Annotated in this window: 9 protein-coding genes; 8 read left to right on the top strand and 1 reads right to left on the bottom strand. The window is 54.9% G+C overall.

Annotated elements, in window-relative coordinates; translation table 11 throughout:
* Positions 1-39 precede the first annotated feature (39 nt).
* Positions 40-1704 carry an OmpA family protein gene (locus AC6IY8_RS13980; protein ID WP_497775138.1) on the bottom strand — a complete coding sequence of 555 codons (1665 nt, stop codon included), beginning with the start codon at positions 1702-1704 and terminating at the stop codon, positions 40-42.
* A gap of 659 nt (positions 1705-2363) precedes the next feature.
* Here AC6IY8_RS13980 and AC6IY8_RS13975 point away from each other — a divergent pair.
* The 8 genes from AC6IY8_RS13975 (at position 2364) to AC6IY8_RS13940 (ending at position 23630) form a co-directional block, all read left to right on the top strand.
* Entirely contained in the window at positions 2364-12788 is a 10425-nt protein-coding gene (locus AC6IY8_RS13975; protein WP_497775137.1) for a YDG domain-containing protein, read from the top strand.
* Between the two features lie 186 nt (positions 12789-12974).
* Complete coding sequence (locus AC6IY8_RS13970; RefSeq protein WP_497778635.1) at positions 12975-14183, top strand: acyltransferase family protein; 1209 nt, start codon at positions 12975-12977, stop codon at positions 14181-14183.
* Positions 14184-14338: 155 nt separating this feature from the next.
* Positions 14339-16480, top strand: coding sequence for a hypothetical protein (locus AC6IY8_RS13965; protein ID WP_497775136.1), 2142 nt, complete (start codon positions 14339-14341; stop codon positions 16478-16480).
* A 262-nt stretch (positions 16481-16742) separates the two neighbouring features.
* Entirely contained in the window at positions 16743-18227 is a 1485-nt protein-coding gene (locus AC6IY8_RS13960; RefSeq protein ID WP_497775135.1) for a cytochrome c3 family protein, read from the top strand.
* A 23-nt stretch (positions 18228-18250) separates the two neighbouring features.
* Positions 18251-19555, top strand: coding sequence for a 6-bladed beta-propeller (locus AC6IY8_RS13955; protein WP_497775134.1), 1305 nt, complete (start codon positions 18251-18253; stop codon positions 19553-19555).
* 94 nt (positions 19556-19649) lie between these two features.
* Entirely contained in the window at positions 19650-20645 is a 996-nt protein-coding gene (locus AC6IY8_RS13950; protein WP_497775133.1) for a hypothetical protein, read from the top strand.
* Positions 20646-20801: 156 nt separating this feature from the next.
* Positions 20802-21755 carry a peptidylprolyl isomerase gene (locus AC6IY8_RS13945; protein WP_497775132.1) on the top strand — a complete coding sequence of 318 codons (954 nt, stop codon included), beginning with the start codon at positions 20802-20804 and terminating at the stop codon, positions 21753-21755.
* Positions 21756-21818: 63 nt separating this feature from the next.
* A complete protein-coding gene (locus tag AC6IY8_RS13940) occupies positions 21819-23630 on the top strand; it encodes a hypothetical protein (RefSeq protein WP_497775131.1) in 1812 nt (603 codons plus the stop codon).
* Positions 23631-23659 lie beyond the last annotated feature (29 nt).

Below are 23659 nucleotides of genomic sequence, written 5' to 3'. Positions count from 1 at the left end.
GATACTGCCGCGGGCTTTGTTTTTTGGGTGGAGATGATGCTAGCCCTTCGCGGCTGCTTTCGTGTGCGCGTGGTTGCGGGCGCCGGCGTGGTGCGAGGTGTGAGCCGCCGCAGTATGAGGCGATTTATGCGTTGGTTTCTGTAATTGCGCGTGCGCAGGCTTGCGTTGCATCTTGCCGCGACGCAGGGTCTTCAGCGGTACTCTGGGCACGCCTTTGACCTTGGACTGATCGACTGCGGTGCTGTCAGGGGCGGGTGACGCGGCGCCAGAAGGAACGATCCAGAGCTGCACTTTCTGATCCTCGGCGTTACCAGTGCGTGGGTCGATGCGCGCCGCATCGATTCCCTTGAAGCGGACAAGGTAATCCTTGGTATTCATCGCACGCTGCGCGGCAACGTCGGAACGCTTGCTTTTGCCATTAGCTTCGGAGGCACTGGCATAACCGACGACTACGCCCTTGGTATCGGGTGCAGCGGCGAGCGCATCGCCGAAGCGATCGAGACTGCCCTTGGCTTCGTTATCGACGCGGGTGGGGCGCAGTCTGTCGTGCCGGAACTCAATCACCGCAAACTGAGAAGCGCTGGGCACGGGCGGAGGCATATGCACGGAAACCGAAGTGGTCGCTTTTGCCGTCAGCTTGCGATCATCCGTTACAGTGCAGTTTACTGCGACGGATCCTTCCGGCACGCCAGCCGTATCGAGCACGAAACTCGACCCACTACCACTCAGGCTTCCGGCGGTCGCCTCGCATTGATAGCTCAGAGGATGATTATCAGGACTGCTCCCGGATGCCGTGATTGTCGATGGATTTCCCGAAGTGAGTGATGCAGGGTCGGCTTTCAACGACAGCGTTGGATCAAGTTTGGGCAGCGGATAGACGGTTACAGAAACCTGGCACATCGCGCTTTGGGCATGAGATTTTCGACTGTCGGACACCTTACCCGTTACCGTGTAATTGCCCGGAGCAAGTCCGGCGGTGTCTAATCTTGCGGTTTCAGCATTGGCCGTGATTACCCCCCCGGTGGAGGTGTACGTGTAGCTGAGATTCTCATGGTGCTTGAATCGGGATGCGGTGAGAGATATTGCGACAGGAGTTCCGACTTCGACTGTCTCTGGCTGCGCACTGCATGCGGCAGACGCGTAGCTTGGAGATTCCGGCACGCCGAGCGCGAAAACGATCCCTGCCTGATCGCGAAATCCATTGAATGGATTCAAGCTGCTAGGCGGAAGATTGGCCGTGTAATAGGTATTGACGTAATCGACCTGAAACGGACGAATCGAGAATCGACCGGTGATCTTAAGGTCGAGTCCTCCACCAAGGATGTAGGTGGCTGCTTTTTGGTTCGGGAGATTATTTGGTCCGAAGTTCTGTACTCCGGTCATTACCTCGATGAATGGGGTGAGTGGCTTCCAACGAAACACAAATTGTGGTCCTACTGCAAAGTCGTGTGCCGAGCCGAAGCTGTTGTAGTGCCCATTGAGATCGACAGCAAGTCGAACCCAACGATTGCAATTGAAGTCAATCTGTCCCGCCCATCCCGACTTGAAATCTGGCACCTTGGTTCCACTAATGCTTCCACCTGGCTTGTAGCCAGAGTACCCAGCGAACACTTGAACTCGCTCGGGTAGCTTAGCGTCCTGAGCCAAAACGGATGAAGCGAAAACCGAGAGGACGAACAGGGACAGCAAGCGACGCAAGGACACAGGAATCTCCGCAAGAAATGGCGATGGACTCAGAAATCAGCTCTGGATGCACAAGCTTGAGCGGTGCCTGTTAAGGCAGAGACGCTTTACTTGTAAGCCGAAAATCTATGTTGTCTCAGAATCAGCGCAAAACGCAACATGAATGGGCGGTTCGGGACTTAATCAAATTGATACATAGAAATATTCAGGCCTAGCGATTCAAGGATGGGTGATGCCCAAGAGAACTTGGCGTCTGCTCACGCGCGAGCGAATGGGAATAGCATTCGTGTCGATCAACGAATCAGGAATCATTAGGTAACGCGTTCGATGACCTCGAGTAACACCCGAAGGATAGTTGTCCGTTTATTAGAGGCTTGTAATACTTGCACATGTAAGTCTCTGACCAGGAATACTGAATAGTTCCGGAGAGATTTCCTCCCCCAAAATCAGTCGTTTTTGTTGTCGCTCTCGCTTTTTCGCGTGAGAAGCGCGGAGGAGAAGTGCGCGCCCCAAGTGTGCCCGATTAGCTGTCCCAAGTTGCTCGATCTGGAGGATTAAGAATGCGCAAGTCTGGTCTGATCACTGTCGCGATAATGTTCTTGAGTTTGGCTGTGATGTCGAAAGCGCAGTCGCTCATCCTAACCCCCAGCGCGACGGGACGTTGGACTCAGACTAGAGCTATGTCTGCAGCACGCACCGGTGCGGCTGCTGCCTCGCTGAGCGATGGAAGGGTGCTTGTTGCTGGCGGCGTGGATGCTGCCGGCTCAGTTTTGGCGAGCGCTGAAATCTACTCTCCGGACGGCACGTTCAAGTCAGTCGCCCCGATGAATGAGGCGCGAAGTGGCCACACGGCGACGTTCTTAAAGAACGTGAGCGGCGCCGGTGGATATGTACTTGTGACCGGCGGAACAGGGGCCAACGGGGTAGTACTGTCATCGGCCGAGATATATGACCCGTCCACGGACACTTGGTCAGCGACGGTGCCCATGAGCGAAGCTCGAACGGGGCACCCCGCAGCCTTGACCGGAGATTCGGTGCTGGTAGCCGGAGGCGCAAACTCCTATGGCGTACTGTCCTCTGCGGAGTTGTTCAGCCTTTCGGGCGGACAGTTCGCATTCGGTGGCGCGTTGCAGCCTGCACGGAAAGCTCATGCTGCGGCAGCACTACATGATGGGCGTGTGCTGCTAGTAGGTGGTACCGATGCAGACGGAAATACCTTGGCCTCGACGGCAATCTATGATCCCGCGGTTGGCACGATCTACGCAGGACCGAATCTGGGGACACCCCGAGCCAATGCCACAGCGACAACCCTGTTGGACGGAACGGTTCTGATCGCAGGAGGCAGTTATCCAGAGGGTGCTGCGACAAATGGCGGCATCGCGGAGTTGCGATCGGCTGAGATATTCGATCCGGCAACAGGAACAATCAATCCGGTCTCTGCCTCCATGGTGAACGCACGAGCCAGGAATCAGGCGTTTCTGCTACCTAATAACAACATGGTGCTGCTGGTCGGTGGTCGATTCAACGGGGCCGATACGGCAACTGCTGAGCTGTACACGCCGTGGAGTGGGAAGTTTGCGGCCACGGGAACGATGACGTACGCGCGCTCAAGTGCCACGGGCGCGGCCCTATTTCCCATGGCTGATGGTCAGCTCCTCGTCGCTGGCGGAAGCAATCAGAAAACAGCCGAGTTGTACGGATTTGCCACGATCAAGACGGATCAGGCCGACTATGCTCCGGGAACACCGGTGATTATGACCGGCACAGGGTGGAAGCCGGATGAAACAGTCAACCTATATATGCAGGTGATTCCGTCCACCGCGAACGTATCGCCATTGCAGACGACGGTCGCCGATTCGGGCGGCAATGTGATGTATGGAATGTGGGCTCCGGACTCAACGGACCTTGGTGCACGGTTCTATCTAACGGCAGTAGGCACCACCTCTGGAGCACAGGCACAGAATACGTTCACCGATAACAAGAGTTTGACCGTGGCATTTTCGGGGACGGGAAGCGCATCTGTGACGAGCAATCCAGGATCAATCTCATGTACAGACAGCGCGGGTACAGCGAGCGGCACGTGCACGTCGGCCATGGGAAACACGACGCAGGTGACATTGAGTGTTGTCCCGGGAACGAACTCCCGGATCACGGCTTGGAGTGTAGGCACCTACACGATCAACTCCGGATGTGCCGCAGGGGTAAACACTTGTCAGTTCACGATGGACAACACGTCGCAGACGGTCACGATCACCATTGCTGGGAGCGCTGCTACTACCGTCTCGGTCTCGCCATCAGAAAGCCCGGCTACTTACGGAGACTTGGTGACGTTTACGGCGACGGTTTCGCCCAGCACTGTCACGGGCGCGGTCACCTTTATGGACGGCTCCACGACGCTGGGTACAGGAGCGCTTAGCGGCGGCAGCGCTGCTTATACGACAACGGCGCGTCAATTGACTGCCGGCAGTCACTCGATCACGGCTGTATTTGGTGGTGATGCGGACTATAACGGCAGCACGTCCACGGCAGTTGCGCTTACGGTGAATCAGAAGGCGCTGACGGTTTCGGGAATTACGGCCAGCAACAAGACATACGACGGAACGACAACCGCGACACTTACGGGGACGCCTGGAACGCTCGTGGGAGTAGTCACTGGCGATACGGTGACTCTGACGGGCACAGCAGCAGGAACCCTCGCCAGCAAGAATGTGGGCACTGGGATTTCGGTGTCCATCTCCGGCCAGTCACTCACCGGCACCAATTCTGCGAACTACACCCTAACTGAGCCAACTGCTTCGTCTAACATCACAGCTCGATCGATCACAGTTACCGCAGCAGCGAATACGAAAGCTTACGATGGCACCACCACGGCGAGCGCGGTGCCGACGATTACTTCAGGTTCACTGGCTACAGGCGATACGGCAACGTGGTCCGAAGCCTATTCAACAAAGAACGCGGGCACGAACCTGACGCTGACGCCTACCGGCTCTGTTTCGGATGGAAACAGCGGCAATAACTACGTCGTTACATTCGTGAACAATACGACCGGCCAGATCACGGCTCGTCCGATCACGGTTACCGCGGCTACAAACTCCAAAGCATACGACGGTACGACTTCAGCCGCTGCGGTTCCGAGCATCACTTCTGGATCTTTGGTTTCAGGTGATACGGCGACCTGGACGGAAACGTATGACAACAAGAACGTTGGTACGGCCCATGTTTTGACGCCGTCAGGCACGATCACTGACGGCAATGGCGGAAACAATTACGCGGTTACGAAGGCAACGATCAGCACTGGTGTAATCACCACTCGCGCCATTACCGTCACTGCGGCGGCGAATAGCAAGGTATATGACGGAACAACGTCGGCGGCTTCGGTTCCGACAATCACGTCGGGAAGTCTGATCTCAGGCGACAGCGCCACCTTCACCGAGAGCTATGCAAGCAAGAATGTGGGCACGAATCTCACGCTCGTTCCGGCAGGTTCTGTTTCGGATGGGAACAATGGTGCGAACTACTCGGTCACCTTTGCGAACAATACGACTGGCGTCATTACGGCACGTCCTGTCACTGTGACCGCTGCAGCGAATACCAAAGCCTATGACGGAACAACTTCTGCAGCAACTGCTCCGACGATCACTTCCGGCAGTCTGGTTTCTGGTGACACGGCGAACTTCACCGAGACGTATGCCAGCAAAAACGTAGGTACGAACCTCACGCTCGTTCCGGCAGGTTCTGTTTCGGATGGGAACAGTGGCGCGAACTACTCGGTCACGTTCGTGAACAGTACGGCCGGCGTGATCACAGCGCGTGCGATTACGGTCACTGCATCGACGAACACGAAGGCTTATGACGGTACGACATCGGCCGCTGCAATTCCGACAATCACCTCCGGCAGTCTTGTCTCTGGTGAGACGGCGAACTTTGTCGAGACGTATGCCAGCAAAAATGTAGGTACGAACCTCACGCTAACTCCGGCAGGTTCGATTTCAGATGGAAATGGCGGCGCGAACTACTCAGTTACGTTCGCGAACAGTACGACCGGCGTGATCACCGCACGTCCTGTCACGGTGACGGCTGCGGCGTCGACGAAGACTTATGACGGCGGCGTGACATCAACCGCTATACCAACGATCACTTCTGGATCACTGGCCTCCGGTGACACTGCAACATGGTCCGAGACATACGATAACAAGAATCTCGGTACGACTCATGTGTTGACGCCGACGGGAACGATCAACGACGGTAACGACGGGAACAACTATGCCATTACAAAGGCCGCGATCGCAACAGGCGTAATCACGGCGTTGCCGATCACGGTGACAGCTTCCGCGAACACTAAACCTTATGACGGTACGACCTCGGCAGTCGCCGTGCCGAGCATCACATCGGGGGCGCTGGTCTCGGGCGACACTGCGAGTTTCACTGAAACCTATTCAAGCAAAAATGTGGGCACGAGTCTTACGCTGACTCCGGCGGGTTTGGTTTCGGACGGGAATGGTGGTGCGAACTACGCAATCACTTTCGTGTCCAGCAACACCGGCGTGATCACTTCGCGTGCGATTACGGTCGCGGCATCTGCGAACACGAAGGCTTATGACGGTACGACGTCGGCCGCTTCGGTTCCGACGATCACTTCTGGCAGTCTGGTCTCGGGGGACACTGCGAGCTTTACCGAGACGTATGCAAGCAAGAATGTAGGCTCGAACCTTACACTGACTGCGGCAGGTTCTGTGAGCGACGGGAACGGTGGCGCGAACTACTCTGTCACGTTCGCGAACAATACGACTGGCGTGATTACGGCACGTCCTATCACGGTGACAGCTGCAGCGTCGACGAAGACTTATGACGGCGGCGTGCTATCAACAGTCATTCCGACAATCACTTCTGGATCGCTAGTGTCGGGCGACACGGCAACGTGGACGGAAACGTACGACACCAAGAACGTCGGCACTACGCATGTCTTGACTCCAGCCGGAACGATCAGTGACGGGAATAGCGGCAACAACTATACGGTTACGAAGGCGACGATATCGACCGGTGTGATTACGGCGTTGCCGATCACGGTAACGGCTGCGGCGGATACAAAGCAGTATGACGGGACGGTAGCTTCGACGGGCATCCCGACGGTTAGCCCGGCGCTGGTGGGAAGCGATGCGGCGAGCTTCACTCAGACATTTAATAACAAGAATGTCGGAGCGAAGACTCTGACTCCGGCTGGGACAATCTCTGACGGGAATGGCGGTGCGAACTACGTCTTAACTTTTGCCAGTAACACCGGCGTGATCACGGCACGTGCCATCACAGTTACGGCAGCGACAGACACCAAGCAATATGATGGAACAACGGCCTCTTCGGGCGTGCCCACGATCACAAGCGGCAGCCTCATGAGCGGCGACACCGGCAGCTTCGTCCAGACCTTCGCAACGAAGGCGGTGAGTGTGGGCAAGACCCTGACGCCCACGGGGTCGGTGAGCGATGGGAATGGAGGCAGCAACTACAGCGTAACGTTTGCGAGCAACAACACCGGCGTAATTACCGGTCGAGCGCTGGCGATTACTGCGACTACCGCGAACAAGACCTACGACGGCACTACGGCTGCGAGTGTCACGTTGAGCGACAACCGCCTTGCGGGCGATACGCTGACGACGGCGTACTCAACTGCCACATTCGCCGATAAGAATGTGGGCACAGCGAAGCAGGTAAGTGTCACTGGTATTACCCTCAGCGGAACCGATGCCGCCAACTACGTGGCCAATACTTCTGCCACAACGACCGCGAACATCTCTGCCGCAACACTTAGCGTGAGTGCGGCCGGCGTGAACAAGGCATATGACGGCACAGCAACGGCCACCGTCACCTTGAGTGATAATCGCAAGGCGGGTGACACGCTAACCACAAGTTACGCGAGCGCGACGTTTGCGGACAGGAATGTTGGCACAGGCAAGGCTGTGTCTGTGAGCGGAATCGCCATAGCCGGGACTGACGCTGGCAATTACCAACTCGCATCCCAAACAGCGACGACGAGCGCAGACATCACGGCTGCACCACTGACGGTGACAGCGCTAAATGCGTCAAGAACTTATGGAGAGGCCAATCCGGCATTTAGGTTCACGTACAGCGGATTTGTGGGCGGAGACACACAAGCAACCGCAGTCACAGGTGCACCAGCCGTGACTACAACCGCGACGGCAGCTAGTTCAGTCGGTGCGTACCCGATCACGCCAGCTCTGGGCACGCTGAGCGCGCCGAACTACAACCTGGCGTTCAATGCGGGAACCCTGACGGTATCTGCAGCTACGCTTACGGTTACGACTGATAATGCCAACCGTACATATGGCAATACCAATCCGCAATTCACCTACGCAATCACTGGTTTTGTGAACAGCGATTATGCTTCGGTCGTAAGCGGTGCAGCAGTGTGCTCGACAACAGCGACCCCCACGAGTCCGGTGGCCGGAAATCCTTATGCAATCACCTGTGCGCAAGGGTCTCTGAGCGCGGCGAATTACATCTTCAATATGGTTCCAGGTTCGCTGACGGTCGGATTGGCCAACGCGTCTGTGACCCCGGTGGTGGCGACGAAGACTTTCGGCACCCAGGACCCGGCACTGACTGGAACGCTGGCGGGCTTCGTAGATTCAGACAACGTACTTGCGAGCTATAGCCGGACTGCCGGTGAGTCGGTCGCGGGAAGCCCGTATTTGATTAGTGCCACGCTGAGTCCGGCGAACGTGCTTGCAAATTACAACATCATTTACAACACAGCGCCGTTCACGATCACTCCCGCGGCGGCGATTATCTCCCTGGGCAACCTGAACCAAAATTACGACGGCACTCCCAAGGCGGTTTCGGTTTCCACTATGCCGAGTTCGCTGAGTGTCCAAGTAACGTACTCCAGCGAGAGCTACGCAGCTAACACTGTGCCGCCGACGCTGCCGGGTAGCTACTCGGTGGTGGCGATAGCTGGAGATTCGAACTATCAAGGTCAGACCTCGGGAACGCTGGTGATTAACAAGATCGACCCGGCGCTGTCTCTAGCACTGCTGACCGGCATGCCGGAGCCTTCTGCTTATGGCACGCGAGTGTACTTCGACCTGACCACCGCGAAGTCACCGTGTCCGACGGGAGAGGTGCAGTTCTATGTTGACGGGACCGCTTCGGGTTCTCCGATCACACTGAATGGAAGCTCTTGCGCGCAGCCGGTCGAGTTGCAATTGACGACTTTGACGCCGGGGTCGCACACGGTCACAGTGAGCTACTCAGGGGATGCAATCTATCTAGCAACGAATTCGGGTGCTGTCTCCCATGTGGTGAATCCGGACGCTACTTCCGTAATCCTGGCTGCTTCCGGTTCCACCGTAAATGTGGGCGAGAATGTGACATTCACTGTGACTGTAGATCCTGGTCAGATGGACGGAGGTCAGGCGTTAACTGGCACGATTCAGTTCTTCGATAATGAAGTCCGAATTGGGTCGGCGACCGTGTCTTCCACGGCACCGTACACAGCAACATGGTGCACCACGCTTTCCGCAGGTTCGCATAGCATCATCGCGAAATTTGTGAACACAGACGGACTATTCGCGGGCAGCAGTTCCGCTGCGGCACTGGAGACGGTCAATAAGATTGCTCCTGTGATCAACTGGCCCACCCCTGCGAATTTCGTTTATGGGACCAAACTGGACAGCACGCAGTTGAATGCGACCGCGACGTATAACGGTGAGCCCGTGAATGGTACGTTTGCTTACAGCCCGGATGCCGGCAGCTTGCTGCCGGTCGGTGAGCGCAATCTGACGGTTACATTCACCCCTGCGGACAGCGATACATACACCGCCCAGAGCGCCTCGACGACAATCAAGGTGACGGGTGCGGTGTTAACGGTAACGCCGGACGACGCGACACGAATTTACGGCGCAGATAATCCGACGTTTACCTATCAGATCAGCGGATTTGTGAATGGCGAAACTGCGGAGGCGGTGGTTTCGGGTACACCGGTGTTGAGCACATCGGCCGACCACAATAGCATTGTTGGAACATACGACATCACTGCTGCTACGGGTTCGATCATCGCGGCGAACTATAGCTTCCAATCCGCTACGGGTACTTTAAGCGTAACGAAAGCCACTCCGGTTCTCGACTGGAATGCTCCTGATGCGATCACGTACGGCACGACGTTGAGTGGCGTACAACTACATGCAACCAGCGGAGGCGTTCCGGGAACCTTTACCTATATGCCGTCCGCGGGTGCAGTCTTGGGCGCAGGGTCGCAAACGCTGAATGTGACCTTTGCGCCGACAGACGCCACCAACTACAGCGGCGCCAGTACTTCAGTGACACTCGTCGTCAATAAGGCAATCGCCTCCGTCACGCCGGATGCAGCTACTAAGACCTACGGTTCGGCTGATCCGGCATTCACGGGCACGCTGAGCGGCTTCGTGACATCCGATAAGGTAGTCGCAACCTACAACCGCACTTCGGGTGAAGATGTTGCAGGTGGTTCGTATGTAATCAGTGCGACGTTGAGCCCCGAAGATGTCTTACAGAATTACAGCATTACCTACAACACGGCGCTGTTCTCGATCACGCCAGCAACGGCGCTAGTGCAGCTGAGCAATTTGAACCAGACATTCGATGGAGCCTCCAAGGCTGTGTCTGTCGTCACCACGCCCAGTCCTCTGAATGTCAACGTCCTCTACAGTGGTGACGGATACGACGCCACTTCCGTTCCGCCGACGGATCCAGGCAGTTACAACGTGGTCGCGACGGTGGGAAATGGAAACTATGTTGGCCAAGCGACAGGTATGTTGACGATTAATAAGATCGATCCTGCACTGAGCTTGGCTCTGCTGACAGGAATGCCAGAACCGTCGCCGTACGGCGTGCCAGTGCTCTTTGAACTTACGACGGCAAAGACGCCGTGTCCGACGGGACAGTTGCAACTGATTGTCGATGGAGCCGCGACGGGCGATCCTGTAATGCTCACTGGAACTGATTGCAGCCAGCCCTTGGAGTTTCAAGTCGCCAATATGCAACCTGGGACGCATTCGGTCGTTGTGAGCTTCACGGGGAATCGCTTCTATACGAGCGCAACCTCTGCGACCGTGTCACACTCTGTCAGTCCTGACACAGTCTCGGTTATTCTGGCCGCCTCAGGACTGAATGCGAGCGTTGGTCAGAGTGTCACATTCACGGCAACTGTCTCTTCGGTTAGTGGAGGACCGATCGCCGGAAGCGTGCAGTTCTACGATGCAGGCATTCTGATTGGCAGTAGCGCTTTGACGTCAAGGGCACCTTACACTGCCACGTTCAGTACTAGTTCGCTTGGGGCAGGCTCTCACAGCATTACCGCAAGGTATATGGATCCTGCTGGGAGATTCCTCGGCAGCAGCTCTGCAGCGCAAGTGGAAACGATCACCAAGATTACTCCTACGATCGTTTGGCCGAATCCAAGCAACATCACGTATGGCACGAGGCTAAGCGGCGAGCAGTTGAATGCGACCGCGGTTGATGATGGAGTCTCAGTTCCTGGCACCTTTAAGTACAGCCCGGATGTGGACACGCTACTTCCTGCTGGTCAGCGCAATCTGACTGTTACCTTCACACCGCTGGATAGCAATACGTACACGACGCAAACAGCGTCAGCAACCATCAATGTCACGCCGCTGATCATCGCGATTGTCGCGGATGCGCAAACCAAGTTCTATGGGGCGAGCGATCCAATGTTGACTTTCCGGATCACGAGCGGAAGCCTGCTCCAAGGTGACCAGTTGGCTGGTGTTCTAACACGCGAGTCTGGCGAAGATGCTGGAACTTACGCCATTCAACAGGGGACGTTGTCTGCGGGCGCCAATTATTTAATTCAGTACACCCCAGCAACCCTGACCATTACGGGTGCACCGCAGACGATTTTCATCACAACACATGCTCTGCCAAGTGCTGCCTTGAACGCTCAATTCAATGTCGCTGCCACGGCCACATCGGGTCTCAAAGTCATGATTTCTGTGACGGGCCCATGTACCGTGAGCGGAAACACAATAACAATGGTTAGCGGGACCGGAAACTGCCAAGTAAAGTACGATCAGCCAGGAGATAACCACTATGGCGCGGCTCCTGAATTGATCGATCTGGTGTATGCCTTGTCGTACAATCCGGCTCCTGTGTTCTCGCCGGGTTACGGCACATTTAACTCACCTCAGACCGTCACGATCACAGATGGTGCTCCCGGAGTTTCCATCTACTACACGACTGATGGTTCGGCCCCCACAGCGTCCTCGAAGGTTTACACGGGGCCGATCACGGTCTCGAGTTCGATGACCATTAAGGCTGTGGCGGGCGGAAATGGTACGGCGCTGAGTCCTGTGGGCAGTGGCAGCTATGCCATTGTGGCTGCAAATCCAACTTTCTCGCCGTCGTATGGGACGTTCAATAGCCCCCAGACGGTCACGATCAGCGATGGCAGTCAGGGAGCGTCGATCTACTACACTACCGACGGATCAATGCCAACAACATCCTCAAAGCTGTACATTGGGCCAATTACGGTATCCAGCACACAGATTGTGAAGGCAATCGCCGCAGGCAATGGATACGGCACAAGTGCGGTGGTGAGTGCTTCATACGCGATCGTGGCTTCGATTCCGAAGTTCTCGCCAGCTTATGGAACGTTCACCAGTCCACAGACTGTGACTGTGACCAGTAGTTCTGGGGCATCGATTTACTACACCACGGACGGAACAACGCCAACCACGTCTTCGACGCTCTATACCGGCCCGATTACGGTATCCAGCACGCAAACGGTGAAGGCCCTCGCAACAGGAAACGGATATGGTGCGAGCGCGGTTGGAAGCGCGTCGTACGTGATTGTGGCGTCAACCCCGACATTCTCCCCAGCATATGGGACGTTCGTCGGTTCTCAGGTCGTTACGATTACAGATGCCACTCCAGGAGTCTCCATTTACTACACTACGGATGGATCCACTCCCACCACTTCGTCGAAGCTTTACTCAGGGCCGATCACAGTGTCGGCAACACAGATGGTCAAAGCAATTGCAATTGGCAATGGCTACGGCTCAAGTACAGTTGCGAATGCTTCCTACGTCGTCAAATGATTCGCGAGTAGCTATCGTGGAGCAAAAAGAGAAGCGGTGAGCAAGTTGCTCACCGCTCTTTGCTGTACAAAAATGAGTGCAGAAGTTGCTCTGGCTGTGCAAAAAAATTCAAGCCGAAAGCACCGCACACCAAAAGCGGAAGCAGCTACTCTCCTTGTTCCCCCATTATGAACACCCCAAAACGCCATACCTGAGCTGGACGGCCTGCGTGGCATCGCAATAGCACTCGTCTTCGTTCATCACGTCCAGAACTACATTCCTTGCACGCTGCTGCGCAACTACTCACAGCAGCTCTGGATCGGTGTAGACCTATTCTTTGTGCTTTCGGGCTTCCTGATTACCGGGATACTCCTCGACACGCGCGAGTTCGAGAACTATTTCAGTGGCTTTTATGGACGGCGGATCCTACGCATTTTCCCACTATATTATTGCGTGCTGTCTGCGGTCATTTTGGGCTCGCAGTTATTAAATTCTGAGATAGTTGATTCTGTCTTGCCCTTGCGGCAGGACCGCTGGCTCTATTACTGCTTCCTCACAAACTGGACAGATTTATGGAAGCAGCAATGGGGGCCGAATTACACAAACTTTCTTGGACACTTTTGGTCACTTGCCGTGGAAGAGCAATTCTATCTTCTATGGCCCATGGTGGTTTGGCTATCGCGAACGCGGATCGTCCCTTATATCGCAGGAGTCTTTACAGTTGTTGCAACTCTATCTCGGCTGCTTTGGATCAGCCACTCGGGTGCTAGCCAATCCATTGCCATGGCGACTGTAACCCGGATGGACGGACTATTCATAGGTGCCGTTTGTGCATGCTTAATAAGGAAGCCTGCAGCTTTGTTCAAGGTTCGGCGTTGGCTTCCGCTGACCGCTTTCCTGTGTCTCGGCTCGTTTCTATTCGTTTATTCTTGGCTATTGCTTTTCCCCCTGCGGGCACTAAATGTCATCTTCGGGGGTTCCTATCTCTCCCACACGCCAGAAGAGGCGATGCAGTTATTCACCCAAGGAGCGGGCTACTCCCTAATCGCAATTGGGTTCGGAGCGGTGACGTTGCTCTCAGCCTGCAGCGGAATTGACAGCCCAGTCTTGAGCAGGTTGCTCTGTTCGCGTCTCCTCACAACCCTTGGAAAGTACAGTTATGGAATCTACGTGTACCATGCGCCGATTATTGGAGCCTTTTGCGTGTTTCTTCTGCCGCGCCTCTTAGAGGATCGCGGTACAGTGCTGAGTATTGCCTATCTAATTACGCTCGCTGCAACAACGTTCGTAGTTTCCGCGATCAGTTACGAATACTTTGAGAAGCCGATTCTGCACCTAAAGTCCCGCATCGCACCGAGGCACCGCACCTCCAATGTGGCAGTTGCAACCAGCACGGATGAGCGGTTGGTAGGTTGATCCAGACTCATCACCGCGTGACAGAGTTGCTCTTGGCGCCGTTTATACATTCGTCGCGTTGTGGATTGTGATCCACGCGAAAGTTGTCCCGCCGAATTGCGTGTGTCTTGCTATCCTGAAACACGACCCGAAACACAGGTTCTCAAGAGGCTCAGATGCAGAACTTCACAGCGATTGATGCGTTTCAAACTACGCTCGCCATATTGGCCTTCTTGTTGTTCTTTGTGCCCTCAGGATACTTATTAGGATTCGCAAGCAATGCTTTCGAATTTCGCAAACGCTCGATCGCAGAGCAAGCTCTGTTCAGTGTCGCAATCTCGATCGCAACCACGCCCATCATTGCGGTGCTGTTGACTCGGGTGTCATCGTACCGCCTCACGATCTCCCTTTATCTCCTGCTGCTGATTGCAAGCGCAGCGATAGTTTTACCGAAGCTTCACTCGAACGGGTTTTCATTGCGCCAGGTGCGGCGAAGCTCGTGGACGATGTTGGGAATGCTGGTTGCTTGGTTCTTTGTTGTGCAGTTTGCTCTGGTTGACCTGCAGATCGGCAAAAGACTGTATTTAAGTTATGTCACATACGATTACACGGTACGGGTTCCATTCGTTGAGGCAGCTTCAAGAACTGGCGTTCCTCCACTCAATCCGTTCTACGGAATCGGTAAGGTCCCAGTTCTCCGGTATTACTACTATTGGTACGTAATCTGTTCATTGCCCCGCCAACTGTTTGGATTAACTGCACGGGCGTGTTTGAATGCAAGTGTTTTTTGGAGCGGAACGGCGCTAGGAGCAACTATCCCGCTTTTTATGAAGTACGTTCTGGGTGAGGTCCAGCGCCTATGGACAAAATCGATTGTTGCCGTCGCGCTCCTTGCAGTAACTGGGCTTGATCTGATCGCTTACGCCATCTTTTCTGCTGAAATCAAACGTCTTCCAGGCGACCTTGAATGGTGGGATCCAAACCAAGTCACATCGTGGATTGGATCCATGTTATGGGTGCCACATCACCTGGCGGCTCTCACCGCATGCATGGTATGTGTAATTTTCCTGTCGGCAATATCTGAGCGCAATCCGCTGCGGGAAAGAGTATGGCTCGTTTCATTTTGTGCATTGGCTATAGGCAGTGCAGCAGGACTGTCCGTGTACGTCACCTTCGCCTTTGCGCTGTTCTTCCTCCTCTGGAGTTTTCTAGCCCTAGTACGGAACGAGATTAAGACGTTCTTCAGCTATCTGGTGATTGGCCTATTCGCTTTGGTCGTCTCCGCTCCTTACCTTATGGACCTCCTTCGAACTACAGGAGCTAGTGGGGGGAGTTCAGACGCAAACTTGACCTTTGCATTCTTTGCGATTAGAGACTACCCAGCAGCGACTCAAGTCCTTCAGCGCAACGGATTGAATAATCCCATCCTTGTCGGGCTCGTGAAGATTATCTCAATGGTGCTGCTATACATTTTTGAGTTTGGGATGTATGCCGCGATTGTGGTGTTCCGATTCAGGGAGGATAAGTCAGGATTCCGCACACTCAGCCGGGGGCGCAAACTTATATGGACGATGTTCGCCGTGTGCATCGCGGCAATGAGCGTCCTGCAATCGAATTCAACAGGGTCCAACGATCTTGGCTTTAGGGGAATACTGATCTGTCAGTTCGTCATGCTGATTTGGGCTGCCCCGGTTGTGCACGATCTCTTCTTCACACAGCAAAATCCGGGCACGAATGAATCTGCGGTCTGGAAAAAAGGCATTCTGGCGTTCGGATTGGTCGTGGGATCGTTAGGAACGCTCTGGCAAGTTGGGATGCTGCGGGCGTACCCAGCCTTGGCTGATTCGGGTAGATTGAAGCGGAGCGAACGGTTTCTAGGTGCGACTGGTTTTGGCCAACGCGCGTTTTGGGTGCGAAAGGGATTTGACCAATTAGGCACTATGGTTCCTCCTGGGGCGAAGGTTCAGTACAATCCGTTTCGAGATGACGTTACTTTGACGCGCTTGTACTCAAAATGGCAGGCAGTAGCGGGTGATCGCGATTGCGGCACTGCTTTTGGAGGCGATTCCCGGCAATGCCAAGCCACGGTTCCCTATGTGGGCGCGCTCTTTGAGTCCCCGGACGCTATACGTAGGTTGAATCTGGATGAGGCTTGTCGCGAGATAGGTGCGGACGTCCTGGTTAGCACCGACGTCGATCCCGTTTGGGATGACCCAAGCAGTTGGGTCTGGACGCGGCCGGTCCTCGTAGCCAATCCATTCATGCGTGCGGTTTCCTGTGGTAGCTCAGCAAGCCAGCAGGTCCGCTCGCGAAACTAACTCCCGGCCTCCCTGCCTACTGTTGAATTGTGCGATGAGGGTGGTGGGGGAAATCGCCAATAGGCCCTCGGCGAAATGTGTTAGATCCCGCAACGCAACGGTCAGGCGATCGACTCATCGCCGGCCCGCACTCAGTTTGGTCTAGCGTGAATGGCGACTAAGTAATTGATAAATATGGCATTACTGCAATTCTTGTGCCACGGGTTACACGCTAGATCGAGAAAGGACACGCAATTGCAACCTACTCTCCACGGAGGTAGTTGTGAAGAAGTTCTGGCAGTCCATCTTGATGGTGACGTTGGCGGGGATGTTAAGCACGCAGGCTTGGGCGGGAAAGCACCCAGTTCCTCTCGACCCGAAACAGGACCCCGCGACTTGTGCGCAATGCCATGAGGACAAAACCAAAGGCACCGCAGTTCACTCCGCTATCGCGATGGGGTGCACGAGTTGTCACGAGGTTCGGGTAAACAAAGAAACTACCCGCGTCAAGCTCACTACAACAACTACCGTTGCTCTTTGTGTTACCTGTCACGCCGACAAGAAGGCCGCTGATATAAAAGGGAAGGTTCACCCCCCGGCCGTACGCGATTGCGTTAAGTGCCACGATCCGCACGTGGCTGAAAATAAGAACCAGTTGCTTAAACCCGCGAGTGGCGATTCCAAAAATTCAAATCTTTGTCTCCGCTGCCATCGGATTGGGTTGGACACACCAAAGGATGGGAGCCGCCATGCGGCGCTCGACATGGGCTGTGACACCTGTCATGTCACACATAAGACAGGCGAAAATGGAAAGCGTGAGTTTGACTTCCATTTGGCCAAGGACTCGCCAGCTCTCTGTATCGGGTGCCATGATCCTAAGGACGCGGCCATTGTAAAGGCGCACCAGGGGCAACCGATCGAGAAAGCTGATTGCTTGACCTGCCATGATCCTCACCAGTCATCGCAGAAGAAGTTGATGGCGAAGTTCACGCATGCTCCATTCTCCGGTGGCCAATGCGATTCCTGCCATCAGCCAGCGAAAGATGGCAAGGTTGTGCTGACGGCCGCCTCGAGCAAGGAGATGTGCGGCACCTGTCACTCAGACAAAGCGGAGCAGATCGAAAAGTCGAAAGTGCAGCACCCCGGAGCTGCTGGGGAATGCGTTGATTGTCATAATCCGCATGCAGGCAACTCGCCCGGATTCCAGAGACCCGATTCCGTAAACGTGTGCCTCGGATGTCATGCTGATCAGGCCGCGCAGCATCAGAAGGCACATCTGCACCAGCCTGCATTCGAACAGGGTTGCTTCGTGTGCCATGAGCCGCACGGCGGGAATAACCTGCACTTGTTAAGGGCCGCTACTCCGAATGCGTTGTGCCTTGAGTGCCATGGTCCCGAATCGAAGCCTGCGAAGTTGGAGAGTGAGCACCTGGTAGCGATCTTCGACGGCAAAGTGAAACTGCCAGAGGACTATTTCACTAAGGTTCCGATACTGCCGATCAAGTATGGCCATGGCCACCCGATCGATCGGCACCCGGTGTCCGACATCATGGATCCGTCGGATGTAACCAAGGTCGCAAAGCCCCTCAACTGTTCTTCTTGTCATCAACCACACGCGTCGGCGAAGCCCGCGCTGCTCGTCGGGGACAAAGTTAACGACATGGAGTTTTGCATGGGGTGCCATAAAGGATTTTCTGGGGCTCAGACCACCGCAGCCCATGGCGCTGGAACGGAAACTGATTCCACGACCGGAAAAAGAACCAAGTAGCAGTGATCGCTGGAGAAGATGTGATGTTGTTGACGGTTTTCAATACGCAGAAGAAGACGCGGAGCGCGGCGCTTTTGGTACTGGCCACCCTTCTGGTTTTTGCGCTGCCATCAGGAATGGATGCGGCGGGAAAGAATAAGAAGAAGAGCGATGGTGACAGCACTCATCAGACGACCGAGTCGGCCCAGGCCTTGTATCTCAAGTATCTGGATTACTCCAAGATCGTGTGGCCGAACCCGCCAGCCGTAACTCGCGTGAAGTATCTAAACTACTTCTGCTGCGAGAAGTATGTGCCGCCGACAAAAGAACAGAAGCACGCATCCTGGATGGATCGCATGGCCGGCGGGCAGACGGAAGCGGAGAAAAAGGCCGACAAGCCGCTGTTTGCGCTGTGGACTCCCTTTGGCATGGGGGTGGACTCGAAGGGGGCGCTGTACGTAGCCGATGGTCGTGTAGGGGCCGTGTTTATCTTCAATACCGAGACAAAAGACGTCTCGATGATCAAGAACGGCGCTCAGGCTCACTTTGGATTCATAACAGGCTTGGTTATCGACGATAACGATCGCTTGTTTGTGGCGGATAGTCACTTCCACAAGATTCATGTGTTCAGCCCACAGCATCAGTTTGAAGCTGCGATTTCAGAGGGGTTGAATGATCCAGGCGGGATAGCGCTCGACGTTGAGAACCGATTCTTGTACGTTGCGGACGCGGCGCAGGACCAAATTTTGGTGTACGACGCGGACTCTTACCGATTGCTTCGCCGCATCGGTACCTCCGGCAAAAATCACACCTTGTCGGATCCCGGCAGTTTCGCCAAGCCTATCGCTGTCGCGGTGGACGATGATGGCAACGTGTACGTGACAGATACTCTGAATAACCGCGTGCAAGAGTTCGATGCTGATGGAAACTTCATCCGCACATTCGGGAAAGCTGGAGACGGGCCCGGAACCTTCATGCGCCCCAAGGGCATCTCGATCGATGCTGACGGGCATGTGTGGGTCGCCGATGCGCAGCAGGATCGCATCCAGTGCTTCGATAAAGAAGGGCACATCCTGATGTGGTTGGGTGGTCACGGGAGACTGCCCGGGCAGTTTACTGACCTGGCGATGGTCTATGTGGATAAGAAGAACCGAATCTTCACGACTGAGCAATTCCCGGCTCGTGTGCAGATGTTCCGATATTTCACAGACGCCGAGGCGCTGGCTGAATTAGAGAAGCGCAAGAAGGCGGACGGGGCACGACGCAACCCTCAGAAGGCCGAGGCGGTTGCGACTACAAAGGAAGAGACGACGGCGAGCACGCCGCAAGATTCGGCGCCGAAGCAGTAAGTGCGCCAACAGGTTTGGTCATGTCTTGCTGAGTGATCAAAGTGAAGAAGTAAAGAGAAGAAAAACTGAAGTAAGTGAAGTATCAGGAGGTTTTATGAAGAAGTTATCTGTTTTCCTCGGCGTTCTGGCGATGGCAAGCTTCGGTTTCGCTCAGACTTACACCCAAGGGTCGGGCCTTTCCGGTAAGGACGTTCTGGGTGCCCACAACAACGGCGGCCGTGGTTGCGCGGGTTGCCACGCACCTCACAGCGGCGGTCTTGGCGGCGGCGGAAATGCCATCAATGGCGCGACTACCACCAACGATCAGTACTCTGGCACGAATGCTCTGTTTGGCCAGGATCTGACCCCGGTTTACACGCTGAACCTGAATCTGCCTGAGTCCTATGCAGAGACCCTGCCCGGCGCAGCGGCCCTGTATAGCACCGACACAGAGGAACTGCGCGGAATCGCGATGTGCTTGGCTTGCCACGACGGCGTTGCCGCAAAGGGTGCCATGATGGCCGGAACCTCTTGGGAACAGAGCAACAATCTGCTTCCGACCGGAATCTACGGAAAAAACGGTATCCCCACCCTTCTCGGAGCTGACAGCGCTGCCGGATACGGCAACGATCACCCGGTGGGGCAGAAGGCTACCTTGGGCGCAGTCCGCATCGTGACCTCCAACGCCAGCACGACCCCGTTGACGGTTACCGTGACGAATGGCGCAATCGCCAGCATCGCCCCGAACTCGGCTGCGGCCGTGGCGTTCAATGCCAATTATGGATTCCCGGCCATCGCCGGCACGTCCTGGAGCTATGGCGTTGCACTGCCTGATGGCGTGACCGATCCGACCAAGGCCTTCATGACCTGCACCACCTGCCACAACCAGCACGTGATGTATGTCTACAAAGGCGTCAACGGTAAGTTCGCGGGCTCTGGTATTGCCCAGGGAACCTACCCGACGTACTTCTTCGTGAACGGCCCCTACAATCCGGGCGCCGGGAATACTGATCCGACGAAGGCTGCCTCCACGACCCAGTTCTGCCGCCAGTGCCACATCGGCGAAGCGAACGAGACGTTCGGAGTCAACAGCGTTGGGACCGCGTTCTAATTGTTCTGCTGTTCGGGGGAGGGGTAGTTTTCTCTCCCCCCTTTTTTGGCTTAAGGTGAAAATATGAAGTATGTACTCACGATCGTGGCCGGGGTTGGTATTTTGGCAAGCGCCGCACAGGCTCAATTAGTTTCGTCCCACGCCTCCAGTGCCGCAATGAAGCATGTACAGCCCGCACCCGCTGGGGACAAGGTGTCTGGGTCACTGTTGCAGCCAGTTGGACAGCCTGTAGCGCGTGTCAACGGTGTTGTTCTCACCGACCGCGATCTGACGCACGAGATCTACACGATCTTTCCGTATGCACAGGTGCACAACGGGATTCCGAAGAGCATGGAGCCCGAGATGCGCCGTGGCGCGATGGACATGATCATCTTCGATGAACTCGTGTACCAGGAAGCGCAACGCCGAAAGATTGCGGTTCCCGAATCGCGGGTGAAGTCCGCTGAGGAACGGTTCCTGAAACAGTTCGCTACTCGCAACGACTATCAGAACTATCTGCAACTGGAATGCAATAACTCGACACAAGTACTGCGGAAGAAGATTCGCCGTTCATTGCTGATAGAGGAACTAGTTAAAGCCGAAGTCGCAGACCGCGCAAAGTCGACCGAACAGGATGCTAAGAACTACTACGAGCAGAACCTAACGAAGTTCGATCATCCGGAAGAGTTCAACATTCAGACGATCTCTATCATTCCTCCTCAGAATTCAGGCGCTGACATTCAGCGGGAGGCTAAGCGTCGCGCTGAAGAGGCCTTTAAAGCAGCAAAGGCGTGCAAGACATTCGAAGAGTTCGGGCGAGCCGCCGAGAAATATTCCGACGACGACTATCACTTCAAGCGCGGTGAACACAAGGGAATTACGGCTGCAGAGCTTCCTCCTGACGTTCTCAAGGCGGCGAGGCAGATGAAGCCAGGAGATGTGAGCGATCTTATTAAGATCGGTACTGCGTACACAATTTTCCGCCTTAATGGGCACAAACCCGCTGGCCGCACTCCGCTGTCTGAGGTGAAAGACAAGATCCGCACGGACATGCAAAAAGCTAAGTACGACAAACTCAGAGCCGAGTTAAATAAGAAATTGCGGAAGACGGCGAAGGTCGAAGTACTGTAAAGGGCTGGTTAAGTAATGTGTACCCACACCAAGTGGTTCATAGCCAAGAAATGGCTAGCAGCAATGCTTCTGGTCATTTCGCAGGCTTTATACGCTCAAATAAAGGTTGGCGAGAGCGTGGCTATGAACGCCGAGGGAACTCTTTCGACTGGGTACGACAGCAGTTTCGGTAATAGTGGCAATTCGTCCCATGGATTGGCGCTGGGTGGAAACGGCCAGATCCGGGGCTCCTATTACAACCCGAATTTTCTGAACTTCAACGTTCAGCCTTATTACAACCGATCTCAGGCTAATTCCACCTTTCAGTCCATCAGCAATAGCAGCGGAATCAATAGTGGTGTGAACCTCTTCAACGGAAGCAGTATGCCTCTGAGCTTCAGTTACGGAAAAGGTCACGATAGTACTGGTCAGTTTGGGATTCCGGGCTTGAACGGATTGACGACGCGAGGAGACACCACGCAGTACGGCATAGGTTGGGCCTACCGACCCGCGAACCTTCCACCAATCAATGTGAACTTTCAGGACTTCAAGTCTTCCAGTTCGGTTCTGGGGGGCGGCGGCGATGACAAGGTCGACTCAAAAAACCTGCAAATACAATCGAGTTATTGGTTTGCAGGGTTCTCGATGAATGGTGGGTATATCCGGCAGTTATCGAATTCGGAGCTTCCGCAGTTTCTTTCCAACGAGACCACAGTGGAGAGGTCTAGATCCGAGTCGGGAGCATACAACTTCAACTTGTCCCATAGTTTCCCCTTATCCGGTGGTTATGGCCTCAGCTTCACGCACAGTTCCTATTCTTCCGACTATAACGAGGGGCTCGGAAAATCGAGCGGAAAGAATACTTCTGTTACTGGGAACTGGTCTATACATCCGTTATCAAGGCTGGCGATTACGGCGGGCGGCGATTACAACACCAATTTATCTGGCTCGCTTGAACAGGCGATCATAAATTCAACGGGAACGACGGCCGCGCTCACCAATTACGGCAGCGATGCCTATCGTCTGGATTCCTCCGTTTACTACCAGGTATTCTCGAACCTTGGTGTTTCTGGCAACGTCATTCATCAGGAACAATCGATCGCGGGGAAGACCTATGGCGTTACTCGTTACGGAGGTAACGCTAACTTCAATTACAGTCGTCCGATCTTCGGTTCGCTGTCTTTCAATGGCGGCCTCTACGACAACGCCACACAAGATGGAAATACCGGCGCATCCTTGTATGGGAATGTGAACTTCGGGCGCAAGATTAAAGGGTGGCAGGTTTCGAGCAGTTTTAGCTACGCCCAGAATGTGCAGACACTACTCGTGCTCTACACAACTTCTTCAATGTCGTACAACGCATCGTTGACAAAGAAGTTTGGTCGACGAATGTATTTGAATGGAGGCTTTTCCGGTAGCCACACTGGATTCCAAAGGATCTCTGGAACTTCGAGTCACTTGGAGCAGTACTTTGGCACTCTGAGCTATCGCGGATACAGCATAGGCGGGTCCTATTCGAATTCCGATGGCACGTCGATTTATACAGCGACAGGAATCGTGAGCCTTGAGAACCCATTGCCGGTCAACTTGCTTCCGACTAACAATGTGGTGACTTACAATGGGAAATCCTACAGCGTGAGTGGAACGGCATCACCCCTAAGGAAGCTTAGCATTACAGCGTCATTCTCGAGGTCGAACGGGGCCACAACGACGAGCTCGGCGAATTACCTCACGGGCAGTTCCGCTGCGAACGTTCTTGCCCGTTACCACTTGCGGAAGCTGTATATTGATGCTGGCTATACGCGCTTCTGGCAGCAAGTTGTTCAGACGAACGATCCGCAGAACATGGTAACATCCTATTACATCGGTATCTCCAGATGGTTCAACTTGTTCTGAGGCTGTCGTGCGCGAGGAGTGGGCTCCGG

This window comes from Koromonas soli, from assembly GCF_059726265.1.
The sequence above is the reverse complement of the archived record's forward strand: the minus strand, read 5'-3'. Positions and strand labels throughout refer to the sequence as shown.

What these genes read in the sequence shown, in the direction of transcription:
- AC6IY8_RS13975 (WP_497775137.1), top strand. Translation starts at nt 2,364, where the DNA reads ATGTCTGCAGCACGCACCGGTGCGGCTGCTGCCTCGCTGAGCGATGGA.
- AC6IY8_RS13965 (WP_497775136.1), top strand. Translation starts at nt 14,339, where the DNA reads ATGCAGAACTTCACAGCGATTGATGCGTTTCAAACTACGCTCGCCATA.
- AC6IY8_RS13955 (WP_497775134.1), top strand. Translation starts at nt 18,251, where the DNA reads ATGTTGTTGACGGTTTTCAATACGCAGAAGAAGACGCGGAGCGCGGCG.
- AC6IY8_RS13950 (WP_497775133.1), top strand. Translation starts at nt 19,650, where the DNA reads ATGAAGAAGTTATCTGTTTTCCTCGGCGTTCTGGCGATGGCAAGCTTC.
- AC6IY8_RS13945 (WP_497775132.1), top strand. Translation starts at nt 20,802, where the DNA reads ATGAAGCATGTACAGCCCGCACCCGCTGGGGACAAGGTGTCTGGGTCA.
- AC6IY8_RS13940 (WP_497775131.1), top strand. Translation starts at nt 21,819, where the DNA reads ATGCTTCTGGTCATTTCGCAGGCTTTATACGCTCAAATAAAGGTTGGC.